The sequence below is a fragment of the Acinetobacter sp. TG2027 genome (assembly GCF_000302435.1).
GTDB classification, from domain to species: domain Bacteria; phylum Pseudomonadota; class Gammaproteobacteria; order Pseudomonadales; family Moraxellaceae; genus Acinetobacter; species Acinetobacter pittii.
The window spans coordinates 128,984-147,052 of record NZ_AMJN01000047.1; the positions used below are offsets into that span (position 1 = coordinate 128,984).

The 18,069-nt window shown below is 40.8% G+C and carries 14 protein-coding genes and 1 pseudogene; 9 read left to right on the forward strand and 6 right to left on the reverse strand.

Translation table 11 applies throughout. The features are described from left to right. Positions 1–31: 31 nt before the first annotated feature. A complete protein-coding gene (locus tag B806_RS0112770; RefSeq protein WP_017386385.1) occupies positions 32–1,378 on the reverse strand; it encodes an MFS transporter in 1,347 nt (448 codons plus the stop codon). Positions 1,379–1,750: 372 nt separating this feature from the next. On the opposite strand from B806_RS0112770, the gene B806_RS0112775 reads away from it, so the two are divergent. From B806_RS0112775 to B806_RS0112795, 5 genes are all read left to right on the forward strand, one after another. Beyond that, positions 1,751–3,436: an arylsulfatase gene (locus B806_RS0112775; protein WP_025465994.1), complete on the forward strand. Its 1,686-nt coding sequence runs from the start codon at positions 1,751–1,753 to the stop codon at positions 3,434–3,436. A gap of 25 nt (positions 3,437–3,461) precedes the next feature. Continuing rightward, complete coding sequence (locus B806_RS0112780; protein WP_079381014.1) at positions 3,462–4,415, forward strand: formylglycine-generating enzyme family protein; 954 nt, start codon at positions 3,462–3,464, stop codon at positions 4,413–4,415. A gap of 12 nt (positions 4,416–4,427) precedes the next feature. Next, positions 4,428–5,615, forward strand: a complete 1,188-nt coding sequence (locus tag B806_RS0112785; protein WP_017403125.1) for an OprD family outer membrane porin — start codon at positions 4,428–4,430, stop codon at positions 5,613–5,615. Positions 5,616–5,848: 233 nt separating this feature from the next. Then, entirely contained in the window at positions 5,849–6,925 is a 1,077-nt protein-coding gene (locus tag B806_RS0112790) for an aromatic ring-hydroxylating dioxygenase subunit alpha (RefSeq protein ID WP_017386389.1), read from the forward strand. Between the two features lie 12 nt (positions 6,926–6,937). Next, complete coding sequence (locus B806_RS0112795) at positions 6,938–7,882, forward strand: PDR/VanB family oxidoreductase (protein ID WP_017386390.1); 945 nt, start codon at positions 6,938–6,940, stop codon at positions 7,880–7,882. A gap of 43 nt (positions 7,883–7,925) precedes the next feature. On the opposite strand, the gene B806_RS0112800 is transcribed toward B806_RS0112795, so the two are convergent. Further along, positions 7,926–8,618: a GntR family transcriptional regulator gene (locus B806_RS0112800; RefSeq protein ID WP_005802836.1), complete on the reverse strand. Its 693-nt coding sequence runs from the start codon at positions 8,616–8,618 to the stop codon at positions 7,926–7,928. 87 nt (positions 8,619–8,705) lie between these two features. On the opposite strand from B806_RS0112800, the pseudogene B806_RS0112805 reads away from it, so the two are divergent. The 3 genes and pseudogenes from B806_RS0112805 to B806_RS0112815 all read left to right on the forward strand — a co-directional run. Beyond that, positions 8,706–9,032: pseudogene (locus B806_RS0112805) on the forward strand (DUF3237 domain-containing protein); the annotation flags it as partial. A gap of 40 nt (positions 9,033–9,072) precedes the next feature. Beyond that, on the forward strand, positions 9,073–9,462 hold the full coding sequence (locus B806_RS0112810) for a PaaI family thioesterase (RefSeq protein ID WP_017386397.1): 390 nt from the start codon (positions 9,073–9,075) through the stop codon (positions 9,460–9,462). Between the two features lie 33 nt (positions 9,463–9,495). Beyond that, positions 9,496–11,247 carry a tannase/feruloyl esterase family alpha/beta hydrolase gene (locus B806_RS0112815; protein ID WP_017403127.1) on the forward strand — a complete coding sequence of 584 codons (1,752 nt, stop codon included), beginning with the start codon at positions 9,496–9,498 and terminating at the stop codon, positions 11,245–11,247. Positions 11,248–11,312: 65 nt separating this feature from the next. On the opposite strand, the gene B806_RS0112820 is transcribed toward B806_RS0112815, so the two are convergent. The 4 genes from B806_RS0112820 to gudD form a co-directional block, all read right to left on the reverse strand. After that, positions 11,313–12,026, reverse strand: a complete 714-nt coding sequence (locus tag B806_RS0112820; RefSeq protein WP_000092887.1) for a FadR/GntR family transcriptional regulator — start codon at positions 12,024–12,026, stop codon at positions 11,313–11,315. 242 nt (positions 12,027–12,268) lie between these two features. Then, positions 12,269–13,855 carry an aldehyde dehydrogenase (NADP(+)) gene (locus B806_RS0112825; RefSeq protein WP_017386399.1) on the reverse strand — a complete coding sequence of 529 codons (1,587 nt, stop codon included), beginning with the start codon at positions 13,853–13,855 and terminating at the stop codon, positions 12,269–12,271. A 30-nt stretch (positions 13,856–13,885) separates the two neighbouring features. Beyond that, a complete protein-coding gene (gene kdgD, locus B806_RS0112830) occupies positions 13,886–14,797 on the reverse strand; it encodes a 5-dehydro-4-deoxyglucarate dehydratase (protein ID WP_005077071.1) in 912 nt (303 codons plus the stop codon). Positions 14,798–15,063: 266 nt separating this feature from the next. Further along, entirely contained in the window at positions 15,064–16,398 is a 1,335-nt protein-coding gene (gudD, locus tag B806_RS0112835; protein ID WP_009387747.1) for a glucarate dehydratase, read from the reverse strand. Between the two features lie 285 nt (positions 16,399–16,683). Here gudD and B806_RS0112840 point away from each other — a divergent pair, with 285 nt between their 5' ends. Further along, complete coding sequence (locus B806_RS0112840) at positions 16,684–18,042, forward strand: MFS transporter (protein WP_017403128.1); 1,359 nt, start codon at positions 16,684–16,686, stop codon at positions 18,040–18,042. Positions 18,043–18,069: the final 27 nt, after the last annotated feature.

Here is an 18,069-nt window from a genome sequence, read left to right on the forward strand (position 1 = left end):
TTTTTATCTCAACTATTTAATTTTTAATGGATTAAGGTGCTGTTTTAAGAGAGTAGTTTTGCTCTTTTTGACTGCGGTAAAAAGCATTACCCAAACTTAAAATCAGGAAAATAGCCAAAATAAACACCACGCCGTAATAAGCATATAGCGTTGCGGGTGCTATACCTTTATCCAGAAAAATGCCTGCGACCGTTGGCGATAAAATTGCCCCAATTCGTCCAAAACCAATGGCATAGCCCACGCCACGACTACGGATTTCAGCATCATAAATTGTTGGAGAAATCGAATATAAACCTGCCACACAGCCATTAATGAGTGTGCCAAGTAATAACCCCACCATGAGTGCAACACTGACTTGAGCAGAGACTGCGACAAATAGGAAAACACATGCCGAGGTTAGCCCTAAAAACAGGCTTAAGGCATAGAAAATTTTAATACGTGACGCCAATAAACCAATAATGGCTGCCCCGAAAATCCCGCCAATACTAATTAAAATACCGGTACTTACGCCTTGTTGTGGCGACATCCCCATTGAAATAAGAATTTTTGGTGTCCAGCTCATCACGAAGTAAAAGCCAAACATCACTAAAAAGAATGAAAACCACAAACAAAGCGTTTGAAATCCAAGTTGTCCAGCAAATAATTTGCCCATTTCACTACCATTTTGCGTACTAATTTTTTCATAATGCGGCATAACTGGTAATTCATTTAGCCCCATACGATTTACAGTTGCATTAATTCGTTCTAATGCCTGTTTTGGTCGTTTCGCGAGTAAGTAATCTAAAGATTCAGGTAATAACCATGCGCTGATCAGCAGCATTGCAATGGTAGTAACCCCTCCTGCTAAAAAGATTGAGCGCCAACCTAAATGCTCAATCAATGCCAGTGATAGTACCCCGCCAAGTGTCGCGCCAATTCCATAACCAGTAGACATTAAGCTCACAGCAAGACTGCGCCAGCGAGCATTGGCATATTCACTTGCCAGTACATTACTACTCGCAAGGATGCCACCCACCCCAATTCCAGTAATAAACCGAAGTGCTGCTAACATGCCGTGACTTTGTACAAAAGCACAGCCCAACATGCTCAGACCTGCAATTACAAGACAAACTAAGATGAGTAAACGGCGACCGATTTTATCGGCTAAAGGTGCAAGAAAAATGGAACCGGCAGCCATCCCAAAAAGACCTGCACTTAACAACAAACCAATTTGTGCGCCTGAAAGTGACCATTCTGCTGACACAGATGGAGCGGTAAATGCCATCACCATCACATCAAAGCCATCAATAATATTGAGACAAATACAGATCAAAATGACGAACCATTGGTAACGGCTCATGTTGTTTTGATTGATCTCACTTAGAACGTCTCTTTCCATTTGTGTATCTCCCTTGGATAAGACATACACACGACATTGCTAATATGAGCGATTGGGTGGTTATGCACATCCGTATCCATAATGACCTAGAGGAATATTTGTTTTTTGAGCATCCTGCTCTTTTTCTATACTGAATATTTGGATCCAAAAAATCAACTAAAATTATAAATGGATTATTAAAAAGTATATAAACACATAAATTATATAAGTATAAAATTATTAAAAACATAAAATTAGGATGCTTAAATATTTTTATGGATCCATATTAAAAAATCTATTATGATCGATTCCAGAGCATTTTTTGGCCAAAAAAGCTCAGTTTATTTCCAGGAAATGCAAGATGCATTTTTAAAACATCAAAGGATTGTTGTTATGAAACTCAAAAGAGTAAGTCAGCTCACATTGGGACTTTTTTTTGCCAGCCAATTGTTTTACACAGCGCAAGCAGCACCTCCAAAAAATCAACAACCGCCTAACATCATGATTATTTTGGCCGATGATCTTGGATTTTCAGATATTGGTGCTTATGGTGGCGAAATTAAAACCCCTCATATCGATAGCCTGTTAAAGCAAGGAAAAATGCTTTTTAATTTTCATGCTTCATCAATGTGTTCACCTACTCGTGCACAGCTTATGACAGGTGCAGATAATCACTTGGTCGGTTTAGGTGCCATGTATGAAACTTCAAAACGACAAGAAAAATTGGTTGGCACCGATAGTCCGCGTGCACTGCTCAAAATTGATGGATATTCAGGTCACTTAACGCAAAATGCTTATACACTCGCAGAAATTTTAAAGACTAAAGATTATTACACCTTCATGGTCGGTAAATGGCACTTAGGCTATGCTCCCGAACAAAACCCTAAAGCCCGTGGTTTTGATCAATCTTTTGCCCTGCTCGATGGCTTCGATTTACATTTTAAAGACCAACCTAAAAACTATCCGCGCAACACCCAATACACGGAAAATGGTCAAAAGGTCACACTGCCTGACCACTACTACTCAACCGACTTTTTTACACAAAAAGCGTTTGAGTACTTAGACAAAAATAAAGCGCAAAAACCATTTTTTGCCTACCTCGCCTATACTGCTCCCCACTGGCCAATACAGGCACCAGCTCATTATAGATACTTATATAAAGGTAAATACGATCAAGGCTATGATGCGATTCGCAAACAACGCTTTGAGAAACAAAAGCAATTAGGATTAATTCCTACAAATGCAGAATACCCAGTCGAACGTGGTAACCAAGCTTTAGGCACCAAAAGCTGGAATGAACTCACCCCACAAGAGCGCAAATATGAAGCGCGTAAAATGGAAGTTTATGCGGGCATGGTTACCCAGTTAGACGACCGCGTGGGTGATGTCATTCAATATCTTAAAAAGCATCATTTATATGACAACACTTTGATTGTGTTTATGTCAGATAACGGCGCTGAAGGTGGTGATCATAATTTCCCAATGGGTGATGCCGATAATCGCTATGAAAATATAGGCAATGCCAGCTCATATGTTTATATGGGACCACGATGGGCCGAAGTCAGCAGTACACCATTCACCTATTGGAAATCAGCTGCTTCGGAAGGTGGAGTACGTGTTCCATTTATTGTTAAATCACCTGTGCAAATTTCTAAACAACGTGGAATCAACAATAACTTTGCGACAGTCAGAGATATATTCCCGACTGTTATGGAACTCGCGGGTATTCAAAATAATCAAATCTATCCAACTTCAAGCACTAAAATTAAACCGTCTGGTTTTAGCCTAATTCCTGCTTTTAAGGATAATACTGCCCGTATTCGCCCTGTTAATTATTATGACTTTAAAGAATTGCATGGCAGCCGCTACGCCAAAACTGACGAATGGAAACTTGTTGAAAACTCGCCTTCTAAATTTAAAAGCCACGGTTGGGAACTCTACAATTTAAAAACAGATTTTAATGAGCAACATAATGTTTATGCAGAACATCCTGAGATCGTCAAAGTCTTAAATGATAAATATTTAAGATATGCGGATGAAAATGGTGTTGTGGATTTTGAGCAATACAATAAAAAGTAGAGAAAACCAGATGAAACAGATCATGATGCTTTCATCGTTCCTCTTACTTGGTGCATGCCAAAAAACCACGCCTCAACTAGAACAGACCACCTTGCCCGACTTAGGCAGCAAAGCTAAATGTAATTCTTATTCGGGCCTTCCTTCGGGTTGGCCTAAAAACAAAGAAGCCGGCATGGTCAAGCTTCCGCAAGGAAAAATTGTTTTAGGCACCACACAAGGTTATGAAGATGAACGCCCATTAAACTTACAGACAACTTCCGTTCCCGCTTTTTTAATTGATGCAACTGAAGTCACCAATGCCCAATTTCAAGAGTTTGTTAAACAAACGGGTTATGTCACCGATGCAGAAAAGCAAGGTGGTGCGGCCATGTTTGTACAACCTGAGCATCCAGTTGAAGAATTACAGTGGTGGCGATTTGAAAAAGGTGCCAACTGGAAACATCCATGGGGCCCAAACAACCCTAAACAACCAGCACCTCATGAGCCTGTTCGTATGGTGACATGGAATGATGCTTACGTTTATGCAAACTGGCTAGGTCATGACTTACCGACCGAACTTGAATGGGAATATGCAGCCAAAGGTTTTCAGCAAAATTCCGATATTGGCCCGACCCATGAAGGCCATATTGTAGCCAATTTCTGGCAAGGTGAATTTCCATATAAAAATGTTCAGGAAGATGGTTTTAAGGATGTTGCCCCTGTTGGCTGTTTTAGTAAAAACCCATTTGGCTTATATGACTTGATTGGCAATGTATGGGAATGGACCCAAACACCCTACACAGGATCACGAGATCATCATATGGGGGATCCATCGAAATATCGGCAAAGTCATGAACAGATTTTGCAATACACGATTAAAGGTGGATCTTATTTATGTGCAACCAACTATTGCGCGCGTTATCGTGCTGCCGCGAGGCATCCACAGGAACTCGACCTTGCAACTAGCCATGTCGGATTTAGAACTGTAAAACGCTTTTAAACGGATTTAAAAATGAAGCATATTTTTATTTATGGGATTTTCTTCTCAGGGACAACCCTTGCCTGCTGTTTAGCTCATAGTGAAGTAGATGTTAATTTTCAAAATACACTCACACTAAAAACATTCAACTTCGACAGACAATATGAAAATGGTACTAGTCCCGATACTCATAGCTTGAGCCAAGGTCTGATTTATCGTGGTGACTGGTCAACCAAGCTTAATGATGTACAGCTCCACCTCAATCCAAGCATTCAATATGCTTATCGCCTAAGTAGCGACCAACACACCAATGATATGGTCATACCCTTTGACCCTAACACTAAAAAACAAGCACAAGATCAAGTTAAATATGGCTTAGGTTCTGGAGTTGAATATCAAAACTTTCGCATGAATGTAGGTGAAATCACTCCCGACTCACCACTTACGCCACAAGTAGATACACATCAATTACGAGTGAACTATAAAGGCTTAGAGTTAAAATATAAGACAATGCAACAAAATTTCGAGCTAGGTTTGATTAACCGTTATTCACCAAAAAATGAGGAGGACTACCACAAACTAGCCATTTCAAAACATGAATCTGACGGACTCTATTTCTTTCAATGGGATGGCAAAACGCCTAGATATCATTGGAAATTTTATAATGGCTATTTAACTGACCTCATCAATCAAAGTTACTTAGCTTTTGATTATCAATGGACAAAGCAGCACACCACAAAATTACGTGTGTTTCGCCATGATGATGTCGGCAAATCAAAACTTGGAGAATATGACAATACATCCGTAGGCGCTATGCATTTTATCAAACATGGCAACTTTACAACCGGAATTGGCTATCAAGAAAACTTTGGCAAAGATGGTATTCCAAAACTCGACAATATGCCGATCCCCCATATGGTGAACTGGACCTTAGGCGCGTTTACCAAAGCAGACGAAAAGTCGTATCATTTCGTTGCCTCGTATGACTTTAAAGACTATATCAAAGGTCTAAAAGTGACCTATAAATATATTTATGGCGATTCATTTCAGACCATGAACCAAAAGGATTTTGAGCAAGAAAGTGATGTGTTGATTCAGTACGACCTAAATGCTTGGGTTAAAAATCTTAAGTTTCTTTTCTTAAATATTAACTACGGCACCAAACATGGCAAAAGTCTGGATGAACAGCGCATGATGCTTCACTACACAGTTAATTTCTAAATCTTTACACTCCCATAATGGCTTAACTGAAGCCATTATGGATCCAAATAAAAACTAATAAAAATTTCACTCTAAAATTCCAAAGAATAGCAAAAGTCCTTAACAATATTTAAAAATATACAAATTAACCAACTTTAAAGAACAATATTTTTGAATAAATATACTGCTTATCAATTGACCAATATTTTTATTTGTTATAAATTGGATCCAATAAGTGATAAGGAGTCGTCACAATGTTTATTAAAAATGCTTGGTATGTTGCCTGCCGTCCAGAAGAAATCCAAGACAAACCATTAGGTCGCACTATTTGTGGTGAAAAAATTGTTTTTTATCGCGGTAAAGAAAACCAAGTTGCAGCCGTTGAAGATTTTTGTCCCCATCGCGGCGCCCCTCTTTCACTTGGCTATGTCGAAGATGGCAATCTTGTCTGTGGCTACCATGGCTTAGTCATGGGCTGTGATGGAAAGACTGTTTCAATGCCAGCCCAACGTGTAAATGGTTTCCCTTGCAACAAAGCATATGCAGTTGTTGAAAAGTTCGGTTTTATTTGGATATGGCCAGGCGAGAAAGCTTTAGCAGATGAAACAAAACTGCCAACTTTAGAATGGGCAGATCATCCTGAATGGAGCTATGGCGGAGGCCTATTTCACATCCAGTGTGACTATCGCTTGATGGTCGATAACCTGATGGATTTAACCCACGAGACCTATGTTCATTCAAGCAGTATTGGGCAAAAAGAGATTGATGAATCATTGCCTGTGACTAAAGTTGACGGTGATCATGTCATTACCGAACGCTATATGGAAAATGTGATCGCACCTCCATTTTGGCAAATGGCCCTTCGTGGTAACCACTTAGCAGATGATGTACCTGTTGACCGTTGGCAACGTTGTCACTTCTTTGCGCCAAGCAATGTGCATATTGAAGTAGGTGTAGCGCATGCTGGACATGGTGGTTATCACGCAACAAAAGACAAAAAAGTTTCCTCAATCGTGGTCGATTTTATTACCCCAGAAACTGAAACCTCACACTGGTATTTCTGGGGAATGGCGCGTAACTTCCAGCCAGATAATGCTGAACTCACCGATCAAATTCGTGAAGGCCAAGGCAAAATCTTTACTGAAGATTTAGAAATGCTGGAGCAACAACAACAAAATATTTTAAACAACCCACATCGCAAATTACTGATGCTCAATATCGACGCAGGCGGTGTACAGTCTCGTAAGGTGATTGAGCGACTGCTTACTGAAGAAAATAAAACACCTCCTGAAACGTCCGCACAAAAGTTTCCAAACATTCGGATTATTTAAAGGAGTATGAACATGGACGTTATTATTCAAAAAATTCACCAGCTCACCCCGACCATTCGTGCATTTGAATTGGTTGCAGCAAATGGTACGGAGCTACCGAATTTTGAGGCAGGTGCACATATTGATGTGCATCTTAAAAATGGTCTCACTCGCCAATATTCACTTTCAAACTGCTGCACTGAAAAGCATCGGTATGTCATTGGTGTTTTACATGATGCCAATTCACACGGTGGCTCACGTTGCATCCACACTGAATATCGTGAAGGCGATCATTTAAAAATTGGTGAACCGCGTAATTTATTTGAGATTCATCCTCAGACAAAGCAGGCGGTTTTATTTGCTGGTGGTATTGGGATTACCCCTATTTTGTCGATGGCGTATCGACTTAAGTCGGCCAAAATTCCTTTCGAATTGCACTACTTTGTTCGTAGTCATGAAATGATTGCCTTCTATGGCAACTTAACCGAGCACTTTGGTAACCAAGTCCATTTTCATATTCAAGATCAGCCAGACACTGAATGTAATATGGCAGAGGTTTTGGGCCAAGCTTCACCTGATAAACACTTATATGTATGTGGACCTACAGGGTTTATGCAGTTTGTCATGAGCTCGGCTGAACAAGCTGGGTGGTATAGTGAACAGTTACATCAAGAGCATTTTGTCGCCCAAAAAGTAGATACGTCTAATGATGAAGCTTTCACGATTGAAGTGAAAGGTACGGGCCGCCGAATTGAAGTGTTACCAGAGCAGACTGCTACTGAAGCATTAATTGCAAATGGTTTTGATATTCCTGTTTCGTGTGAACAAGGTATTTGTGGGACATGTATTACACGCGTTGTAGAAGGCACGCCTGATCATCGGGATTTATTTATGACCGATGAGGAACATGCATTGAATGACCAGTTTACTCCTTGCTGTTCTCGTGCAAAAACTAAAAATCTTGTGATTGAGCTTTAATACTCAAGTTCCTTTATTCAGAAATAAAGGAACTTCTTTCACCTTAAGCGCTGAGAACATTTCTGAGCGTTTCACCCAAAATCACCACACTACTGTGTTCACGCATTAAGGTTTCAGCACGCCCTGCCTGACGATGTACCAACGCATCGAAAATCGAACAATGCTGCAAATGTGCATAGTGCAAACGGCGATATTCTGACAAAGCTTGATTCTGGTCATAGGTAATGGCTTGCGCAGACGCCATCGGCAATTGATTGTTTTTCGCTAAGGCTTGGATGAGTGCGACGTTTTGCGCGCCTTCAATAATCGTGTCATGAAAAATGACGTTGAAATGGTGATAACGTTCCAGTTCAGCATCACCAAACTCGTCTGTTTCATTAAATAGTTTTTCAGTTTCTTGAATGCAATGTTGCAGTGTCTTTTTCTGCTCTTCGCTTAAGCCTTGTTCTGCCAAAGTTTTTGCAGCCAACCCTTCCAGCACACCGCGCACTTCGAGCGCATCATGAACGAGTTGTTCTGAAATTTCACGAACCGTGTAACCACGAGTTGGGTTTTTAATGAGGAGGCCTTCTTGCTCGAGCAACCGAAAGGCAATACGAACAGGCTGCCTTGAAACACCAAGTAACTCGGCAGTCGGAATTTCGGCAATTCTGGCACCGCCTTCAAGTTCCCCTGAAATAATCATTTTTCTTAGTTTAAGTAAAACTTGTTGTCCTGAAGACATTCGCTGCCACACATCACCAAAAACGTCACTTCGATGCTAGCAAGTTCATTTGTAAAATGAAATAAATTTTCTGTGTGAATCAGTGCTTAAGCATTTCCCCTTAAGGGCCGCATTTTAAATAATGGTGCAGATTGGCAAATCGTTGACAGTAAAGGACTGGCCATTATTGATACGCGATATTTGTTAGAAACCGATGACGGTGCGCTTATTTACCTTCAAACCAAAGGTTACCGCCATGGCTCGGCAGAGACGCTAAAACAGCTTGCCCAAGGCAAAGATGTGGACCCGAAAAACTACTATTTCAAAATTACCATGCAGTTTGAAACCAGCTCACCAAAATATTCATGGCTCAATCAGACCGTTGCGGTAGGCAGTGCAATGCGCTTGGGTAAAGCAGTTATTTATGATGCCTATACCCTGAAATAATAATTTTTATAACACTTATAAAAAGGATGGAGCCTTCATTATGGATCAAAAAATTTTAGAACACTTACCGCCCATCCATCACCATTTGGGTGGACATAATATTCATTGGAATGACCAAAACACTGAACTCACCATCCACTACACGGCGCTAGAAAGCTTTACCAATCCACGCGGCACCGTTGAAGGCGGCATGATCTGCGCCATGCTTGACGATGTGATGGGACTTTTTGCATATCTCGCCAATGACCATAAACCCGCCACCACCATCAACTTAACGATGGATTTTTTAAGGCCCTGTGCTGTGGGTGAAGTCATTACAAAATGCCGATTCATTAAACAAGGCAAAACCGTACTGAATCTCGAAAGTGAAGCTTGGCAAAACAACAAAATGATTGCACGAAGTACAGCGAATTTTCTGGTTTTAGATTAATTGCAAACATTCATTCAATAAGGATATGAATAAATGAATTACACCAACAATAAACGAATTTTGATGCATTCCGCTGTAGTGCTTGCCATGCTTGTTTCTTTGGCAGGCTGTGGAAGTGATAGTGATGACACAACGGTTCCCTCAACAACCAAACCACCGCAGTTATCTCCTGCTGTTGGCGTAAAAATGACAGGAAGCTGTTCAGACTTACTTGGATTTAAATATAACAATACGGTCATTAGCTCAGCTACCCTTCAAGAAGCAGGTACATTGACTGTCGCCAACAAACCGATTGGCGCTCATTGTTTAGTTAAAGGTTATATGGACCAACGTGTGAGCCCTGTCGATGGACAAACTTATCAAATTGGTTTTGAAATGCGCTTACCAATAGACTGGAACGGCCGTTTCCTCTATCAAGGTAATGGCGGAACCGATGGTAATTTAGTTCCTGCAACAGGTCAGGTCGGCAGCGGTGGCCCACTCACCAATGCCCTGCATGATGGTTTTGCTGTTATTTCCTCCGATGCCGGACATAACGCTTCACAAAATCCAATGTTTGGTTTAGACCCTCAAGCCAGAATTAACTACGGCTATGGTGCAATTACCAAACTCACGCCTATGGCAAAAAACCTAATTAAAGCCGCATATGGAAAATTACCAGATCGCTCCTATGCAGGCGGCACATCGAACGGTGGCCGTCATGCCATGATTGCCGCAACTCGTTTGGGCGACCAATATGACGGAATTCTAGCGAGTACACCAGGTTTTCACCTACCTCGTGCAGCCGCAGCTCAACTCTACACAGCACAACAGCTTCGTCGTGTCGCAACAGATGAAAATGACCTAAGTACTGCTCTAACTCTTCCAGAGCGTAAAGTATTAGCAAAAGCGATTTTAGATCAATGCGATGCCTTAGACGGTGTTGCAGATGGACTGGTTCAAGACGTCGAGACTTGCCGTACAGCTTTTGATATTCACAAAGATGTACCCATTTGCTCAAGCACAAGAGATGGTACTTGTTTAAGTACCGAACAAATTGATGTATTAGCCAATATTTACCGTGGTCCTGTAAATTCGGCTGGACAAGCGCTCTATGCAACCCAGCCTTTTGACCCTGGTTTAGTGGGAAGCAACTGGGCAAGCTGGAAATTTGAATCTTCTGTGGGAACAGCACGTGACCCAGTTGCAGTCGGCATTCTTTTTCAAGTCCCACCAGACCCAACTGTGACTCAAAACTCTAGACAATTTGCCTTTAATTTTAACTTCGATACCGACTATCCAAAACTCTCAGCAACCAATGATGTGTACACAGAAAGTTCGATGTCATTCATGATGCCACCTGATGAACTCAATCTAGATAAACTCCGTAATCACGGTGGAAAAATGATTGTGGTACAAGGCACAGCAGATGGCGTTTTCTCTGTAGATGACACCCAAAATTGGTACGATCAACTGCTACAACACTATAAAAATGATGCGAAAGGTACAGCGCCTGAATTTGCGCGTTTCTTTAGAGTTCCGGGTATGAACCATACCCGTGATGGCATTGCGACCGACCAATTTGATGCATTGAGTGCTTTAGTTAACTGGGTGGAATACGGGCAAGCACCTGACAAAATCATTGCGACTGCACGCGGCGTAGGTAACCCGAGTGGTCAAATTAATACTGAGCTTCCACAAGACTGGGCACCAGACCGCACCCGTCCACTTTGTCCTTATCCACTGATTGCTCGTTACAATGGTCAAGGCGATAGTGAAAAAGCTGAAAACTTTAGCTGTAAATAACATCCAATAAGATAAAAAGAGAGCTGACCTAGGCTCTCTTTTTTATCTTAATCTTAGCTCAAGTTTTACTGCTTAAACTTTTTAATACTTTTAGACAAATGAGCTCGCATCATTTGTCGAGCCAACAAACCATCCTGATCAACAATTGCGTTATAAATATTGACATGATCATGATGAACCGCTTTTAAATATTCTTCGCGGTTTTCAGGACTTTGCTCAATAGATTTAACACGTGCACGCGGAATAATTTTTTCGCCAAGATACTTTAGAAAATCAACGAAATATTGGTTTTCAGAAGCTTCAGCAATGGCAATATGGAAATCATAATCAGCTTTTACTGTGCCATCATTTGCATCTGATGAAATATGACGTTCAAAGTCTTCAAGCGCAGCTTTCATTTTATCGATGTGGATTTGCTTACGGCGCTCAGAGGCTAAAAAAACAGCTTCAGACTCAAGGCTAATCCGAAGCTCAAGTAAAGAAACAATATCGTTAATGGTTTCTAAACTGGCATTAGACAGCAAAAAATTCTGTTCAACCGTCTGCTCTTTTACAAAAGTACCAATCCCGTGACGAGTCTCGACAAACCCTAAAGAACGCAACTCAGTGATTGCTTCACGAATAACAGAACGGCTTACTTCAAAAGTTTCAATTAATTCAAGTTCGGTCGGAATTTTCTCTCCGACTTGGAAGTCTCCAGACTGAATTTTTTCGATCAGTTGTTCTACAATAATCTGGCTTAGTTTTTTTGTTGATCTAGGTTTAATTGCGCTAGACATAATCTGAAGAACTCATGAAATGTTGAAAAAAATTATAAAATTCATTTTACTATAAACTTAGCCGATAGTCATATTCGGTTTTTATACCTCTAAGTTATTAAAATCAAAATATTTTATCTCTGTTATCAAACCCTCACACATATTTAAAAAGTAAGCAACTTATGCTTCTGTTGATATTTAATAATGCGTTGAATAAGTTAAAAAATATGCAGCTCAATACCATTGATTGAGCTGCACAACTTTTAAATTTGAGCCTGAGTTAATTGCCCATTGACCAGACGAGTAATCTGTAGTGGATTACTATCTTTTAATGCATCGGGTAATAAAACTTGTGGGGTATTTTGGAAACATACCGGACGCAAGAAACGCTCAATCGCTCCCGTACCCACCGAAGTTCCGCGTGCATCACTGGTTGCAGGGAAAGGACCACCATGCACCATTGCATCAGACACTTCAACTCCTGTCGGGAAACCGTTAAACAATACACGGCCAGCTTTACCGGTTAGCAAATGAAGAAGCTCGCCTGCTTCAGACAACTCATTTTCATCACCAATAATGGTTGCCGTAAGCTGTCCACCTAAAGCCTCGATCCCTTTTAACAAAGTCGCTTCATCCTCTACGCCAATCACAATCGACATTGGCCCGAAAACTTCATGTTGTAGTTTTGGGTTGCTTGACAATAAAACAGATTGATCCGCTTTAAATAGATGTGCTTTTGCTTGAGAAACTAGCTCGGCCTCTTGTCCTGTCGCAATAACTTCAAAACCAGCTTCACTGTTTAGAGCATCAATACCTTGACGGTAGCTTTTTAAAGTTCCTTCATTCAACATGACCTGAGGCACAGCTTTTTGCGTGCTTTCAGCTAAAGCTGCTACGAAACTGTCAAATTCAGGACCTTGTACGCCTAAAATTAACCCTGGTTTTGTACAGAACTGACCACATCCCATATTAAATGAGGCAACCGTATCTTGTGCGATTTGTTCACCACGAGAATTCAGCGCTTGAGATAAAACCACTACAGGGTTCACACTCGACATTTCAGCAAAGAATGGAATTGGCTGAGGACGGCTCTGCGCAAGGTTATAAAGTGCCATTCCACCTTCAAGAGAACCCGTAAAACCAGCTGCCTGAATCAGTGGATGTTCTACCAAGTTTGCGCCAATACGGCCGCCAAAAATCATATTGAATGTGCCTTTAGGCATATCGCAAACTTCGATTGCTTTTTCAATGGCTTCTGCAACAAGCTCAGCAGTTGCCATATGGCCAGAGTGTGCTTTAAAGACAACCGGACACCCTGCTGCTAAAGCAGCTACGGTATCACCGCCTGCAGTTGAAAATGCAAGTGGGAAATTACTCGCGCCAAACACAGCAACCGGTCCTACCCCAACTTTATATTGACGCAAATCAACACGCGGCAAAGGCTTACGTTCTGGTAATGCCACATCAATACGAGCACCATAAAAATCGCCACGGCGTAAAAGTTCAGCAAACAGTCGAAGCTGACCAGTAACACGGCCTGTCTCTCCTTGAAGACGAGCAAGTGGTAAGCCTGTTTCAAGTGAAGCGACTTCTTGCAGGTTCGCACCTAATACTTCAATTTGGCGAGCAATTTCTTCAAGAAAAGAGGCACGTTGCTCTTGAGAAGTTTGGCTATAAACTAAAAAAGCGTTATGTGCAGCTTGAGCAGCTTGATCCACTTCTTCAAGGGTCGCCTGACTAAATACATAACCTGTTGGCTCATAGTCTTTTGCAGCTATACTTTCTAGAGCTGGCGCATTTGCAGCAACACGTTGACCATTAATAAACTGCCGACCGTTATTTTTACTCATTTTAAAGCTCCAATACCTAAATAGTTAGAATTATTGCGGACCAAGTGTCGCAATGAGCGCAGCCAAATCTTCATAGTCTGCTTGAGTTAAATCACTTAATGGCGGACGTACTGGACCTGCATCATGTCCAATAATTTTGGCACCTGCTTTAATCATGCTTACCGCATAACCTGATTTACGGTCGCGAATTTTAATCAATGGCAAGAAGAAATCTTTAATCAAACGATTGGTTGTTTCAAAGTCATCACTGCGAAGCGCGTTATAAAACTCCATAGCAGTCTTTGGAATAAAATTAAATACAGCTGATGAATAAACTGGGCAACCTAAGGCTTTATATGGCGCTGCAAAAACTTCTGCTGTTGGTAAACCACCTAAATATGACAAACGATCACCCATAGTCTGAGTCACTGCTGTCATCATATCGATTTGACCAGAGCTGTCTTTAAAGCCGATTAAGTTCGGGCACATCTCGGCTAACTTTTGGATTGAATCGAGATTTAATCTTGAAACGCTACGGTTATAAAAAATTACGCCAAAGTCTACTGAGTTACATACTTGCTTAACGTGTTCGATCAAACCTTCTTGGCTTGCTTCAGTTAAGTAATGCGGCATTAACAAAATACCGTGTGCACCTAAGCGCTCTGCTTCTTTTGCCTGTTCAATCGCCTGACGTGTCGGACCACCTGCCCCAGCAATAATCGGTACACTACCTTTACAAGTATCGACAGCTGTTTTAATCACGTCAGAGTATTCACTTCCAGTTAACGAGAAAAACTCGCCTGTACCACCCGCAGCAAATAATGCACTTGCACCATAAGGCGCTAACCATTCAAGACGTTTTGCATAAGAAGATTTATTAAAGTCCCCATTTTGGTCAAAGTCAGTAACCGGAAAAGAAAGAAGGCCATCAGAAACAATGTTTTTTAACTCAAGAGCATCCATTAGAAAATATCCATACATGTTTATTTTGTCAGACATCTTACATCATAAATTTTATTTTAATCAATATATTTTTCCTCTGGAAAATTAAATTTTTTAAAAAGATCAAAGTTCATTATCTAAAATAATTTAACCTATTGTTTTATAAAACATCTTTAAAAACTCTCAATATTAGGACTAATCGTTAGACATAAAAAAAGCTGCCCATATGGACAGCAAAGCATTAAGAAAACTCAAAAAGCGAATTTTTCAAAGATATCGGTAAAACATTAACGAACCAAACACGGCTTTTTATTATTAAACGACCAATTTGGTATTAAAAATTGCATCGCATCGGCATCATTACGAGCTCCTAAACCTTTTAATTTATACAGTTCATGGGCTTGATTAATTCGATCCCAGTCCAGCTCAACCCCAAGTCCTGGTGCTGTTGGCACCTGAATTTTACCGTCTTTAATTTCAAGCGGCGCTTTCGTTAGCTGATCTGTACCTTCTTGCCAAATCCAGTGTGTATCAATTGCCGTAACCTTACCTACCGCGGCGGCAGCAACATGGGTAAACATCGCAAGTGAAATATCAAAGTGATTATTAGAATGCGAACCCCACGTTAAATTGTACATATTGCAGAGCTGCGACACTCGAACCGAGCCTTCCAATGTCCAAAAATGTGGATCAGCCAAAGGAATATCAACAGCTTGCAATTGAATACTATGCGACATTTCTCGCCAGTCCGTAGCAATCATATTGGTCGCAGTGGGTAAGCCTGTTGCACGTTTAAACTCGGCCATAATTTCACGGCTTGAATAACCTTGTTCTGCACCGCATGGGTCTTCTGCATAGGCCAGCACCCCTTTAAGGTGTTTACCTAAAGCAATGGCTTCATCTAAAAACCATGCTCCGTTTGGATCAAGCGTTACACGCGCTTCTGGAAAACGGCGCGCGATGGCTGTAACAGCTTCGGCTTCTTGTTCGCCCTGTAACACGCCACCTTTTAGCTTAAAGTCTTTAAATCCATAACGATCATAAGATGCTTCTGCTAAACGCTGTACAGCCTCAGGTGTTAACGCTTTTTCATGACGGACTTTATACCAGTCATGGTTATGCTGAGGTGTAGTCGCATAGTCTAATGAAGTCTGTTTTCGGTCACCGATAAAGAATAAATATCCTAAAACTTCAACTTCACTACGTTGCTGGCCTTCACCTAGTAAGCTTGCGACATTCACATTTAAATGCTTGCCCAGCAAATCAAGTAATGCTGACTCATAAGCCGTTACAACATGAATTGTGGTACGTAAATCAAAGGTTTGGTTGCCTCGCCCCCCACTGTCACGATCAGCAAAAGTTTGTTGAATTTTTTTAAGTAGATTTTTATATTCGCCAATCGGCTGCCCTTCTACCAAGGCTTTAGCATCATTTAACGTCGCTAAAATTTTTTCTCCACCCGGAATTTCACCTACACCAATATTTCCAGAATTATCTTCGATAATAAGTATATTACGAGTGAAATAAGGTCCATGAGCACCACTCAAATTGAGCAGCATGCTGTCATGTCCAGCAACAGGAATTGCTCGAATTGATTTAACGATAGGTGTAGAGGTCGCCATTAAAATACTCCTTGGCATTCTGATACTATTTTTTCATTACCAAAACTTATAAGACATCAGACAACTTGTCAATATAAACCCGCATAAAAATTATTTTTCGACCCTACTTGCCAAAATAATATTTTTAATCATATGATGTCATACATCTAAAGACGCGGTTTTAGAACTAGGACTATAGAGTAGATACAAAATTCCGTTTTCTCATCTATTCTATCGATGAATTTGACATGACGTCACCTATTTCACGGATATGCAAATAGGTCGATTATTAAAAAGAGTTTGTATATGGATAATCTGCAAACAAATATTGCTGTAGTGACTCAGCAAAGAGCCAAACATACAAAAACTCGCTACTACATTCTTGCGATGATTTTTTTGGTCACGGCTTTTAATTACGGTGATCGTGCAACCCTTTCAATGGCTGCAACGCCAATCTCTCATGAGCTGGGAATCGACTCAGTCACCATGGGTTATATTTTCTCGGCCTTTGCATGGGCCTATGTAATTGGTCAAATTCCAGGTGGTTGGCTACTCGATAAGTTTGGTGCTCGCCGTGTATATTTCTGGAGTCTATTTTTATGGTCGTTATTCACGGTTTTAATCGGTTTTACCGACATTTTAGGTGATACTGCGACCATCATTACTTCACTCTTTGTACTCAGATTTTTAGTTGGTTTGTCTGAGTCGCCTGCTTTTCCGGGTAACAGTAAAATTGCTGCCGCATGGTTTCCAACCAAAGAACGTGGAACTGCCGCTGCCATTTTTAACTCATCCTCTTATTTCTCAACCGTACTTTTTGCTCCCCTAATGGGTTGGCTTGTTGCAACCGTCCACTGGCAGTCTATTTTCTGGGTCATGGGTGGTCTCGGAATCATTCTTTCCTTTATCTGGCTTAAGGTCATTTATAGCCCGACCAATCATCCAACAGTAAATCCCGAAGAAGTAAAATATATTGCTTCAGAAGGTGCTTTACTCGACATGGGTGAAAATAGCCAAAATAGTAAAAAAGAGAAAATTACTTTGAGCAAAGTTAAGCAGCTGCTTGCTTCACGTATGATGCTCGGTATCTTTATTGGACAATATTGTGTAAATACACTGACCTATTTTTTCTTGACTTGGTTCCCTGTTTACCTTGTCAAAGAAAGACATCTCAGCATTTTAGAAGCAGGTTTTGCAGCAGTTGCACCTGCACTCTGCGGCTTTGTAGGTGGAATTTTAGGTGGCTTGATTTCAGATAAGTTAATTCGAATGAATTACAGCTTAAGCTTTTCAAGAAAGCTACCTATCGTAGTCGGATTCTTGGTTTCAACCTCAATTATTATGTGTAATTACGTCGATTCTCAAGCAGCAATCGTATTCTTTATGTCCTTATCTTTCTTTGGGAAAGGCATCGGCTCTTTAGGTTGGGCAGTCATGTCTGATGTTGCACCAAAAGAAATGGTGGGTTTATCAGGAGGAATGATGAATGCGTTTGGTAATACGGCAGGAATCGTGACCCCAATTGTGATCGGCTATATCTTAGCAAGTACTGGTTCTTTCAACCTTGCATTGACTTATGTCGGTGTGCATGCGATTGCAGCAGTAATTTGCTATACCGCTATTGTGGGCAAAATCCAGCGCTTCGAGTTAAAACCTACCTCTTAAAACTTTAAGTCATAACGCTTAACTAAC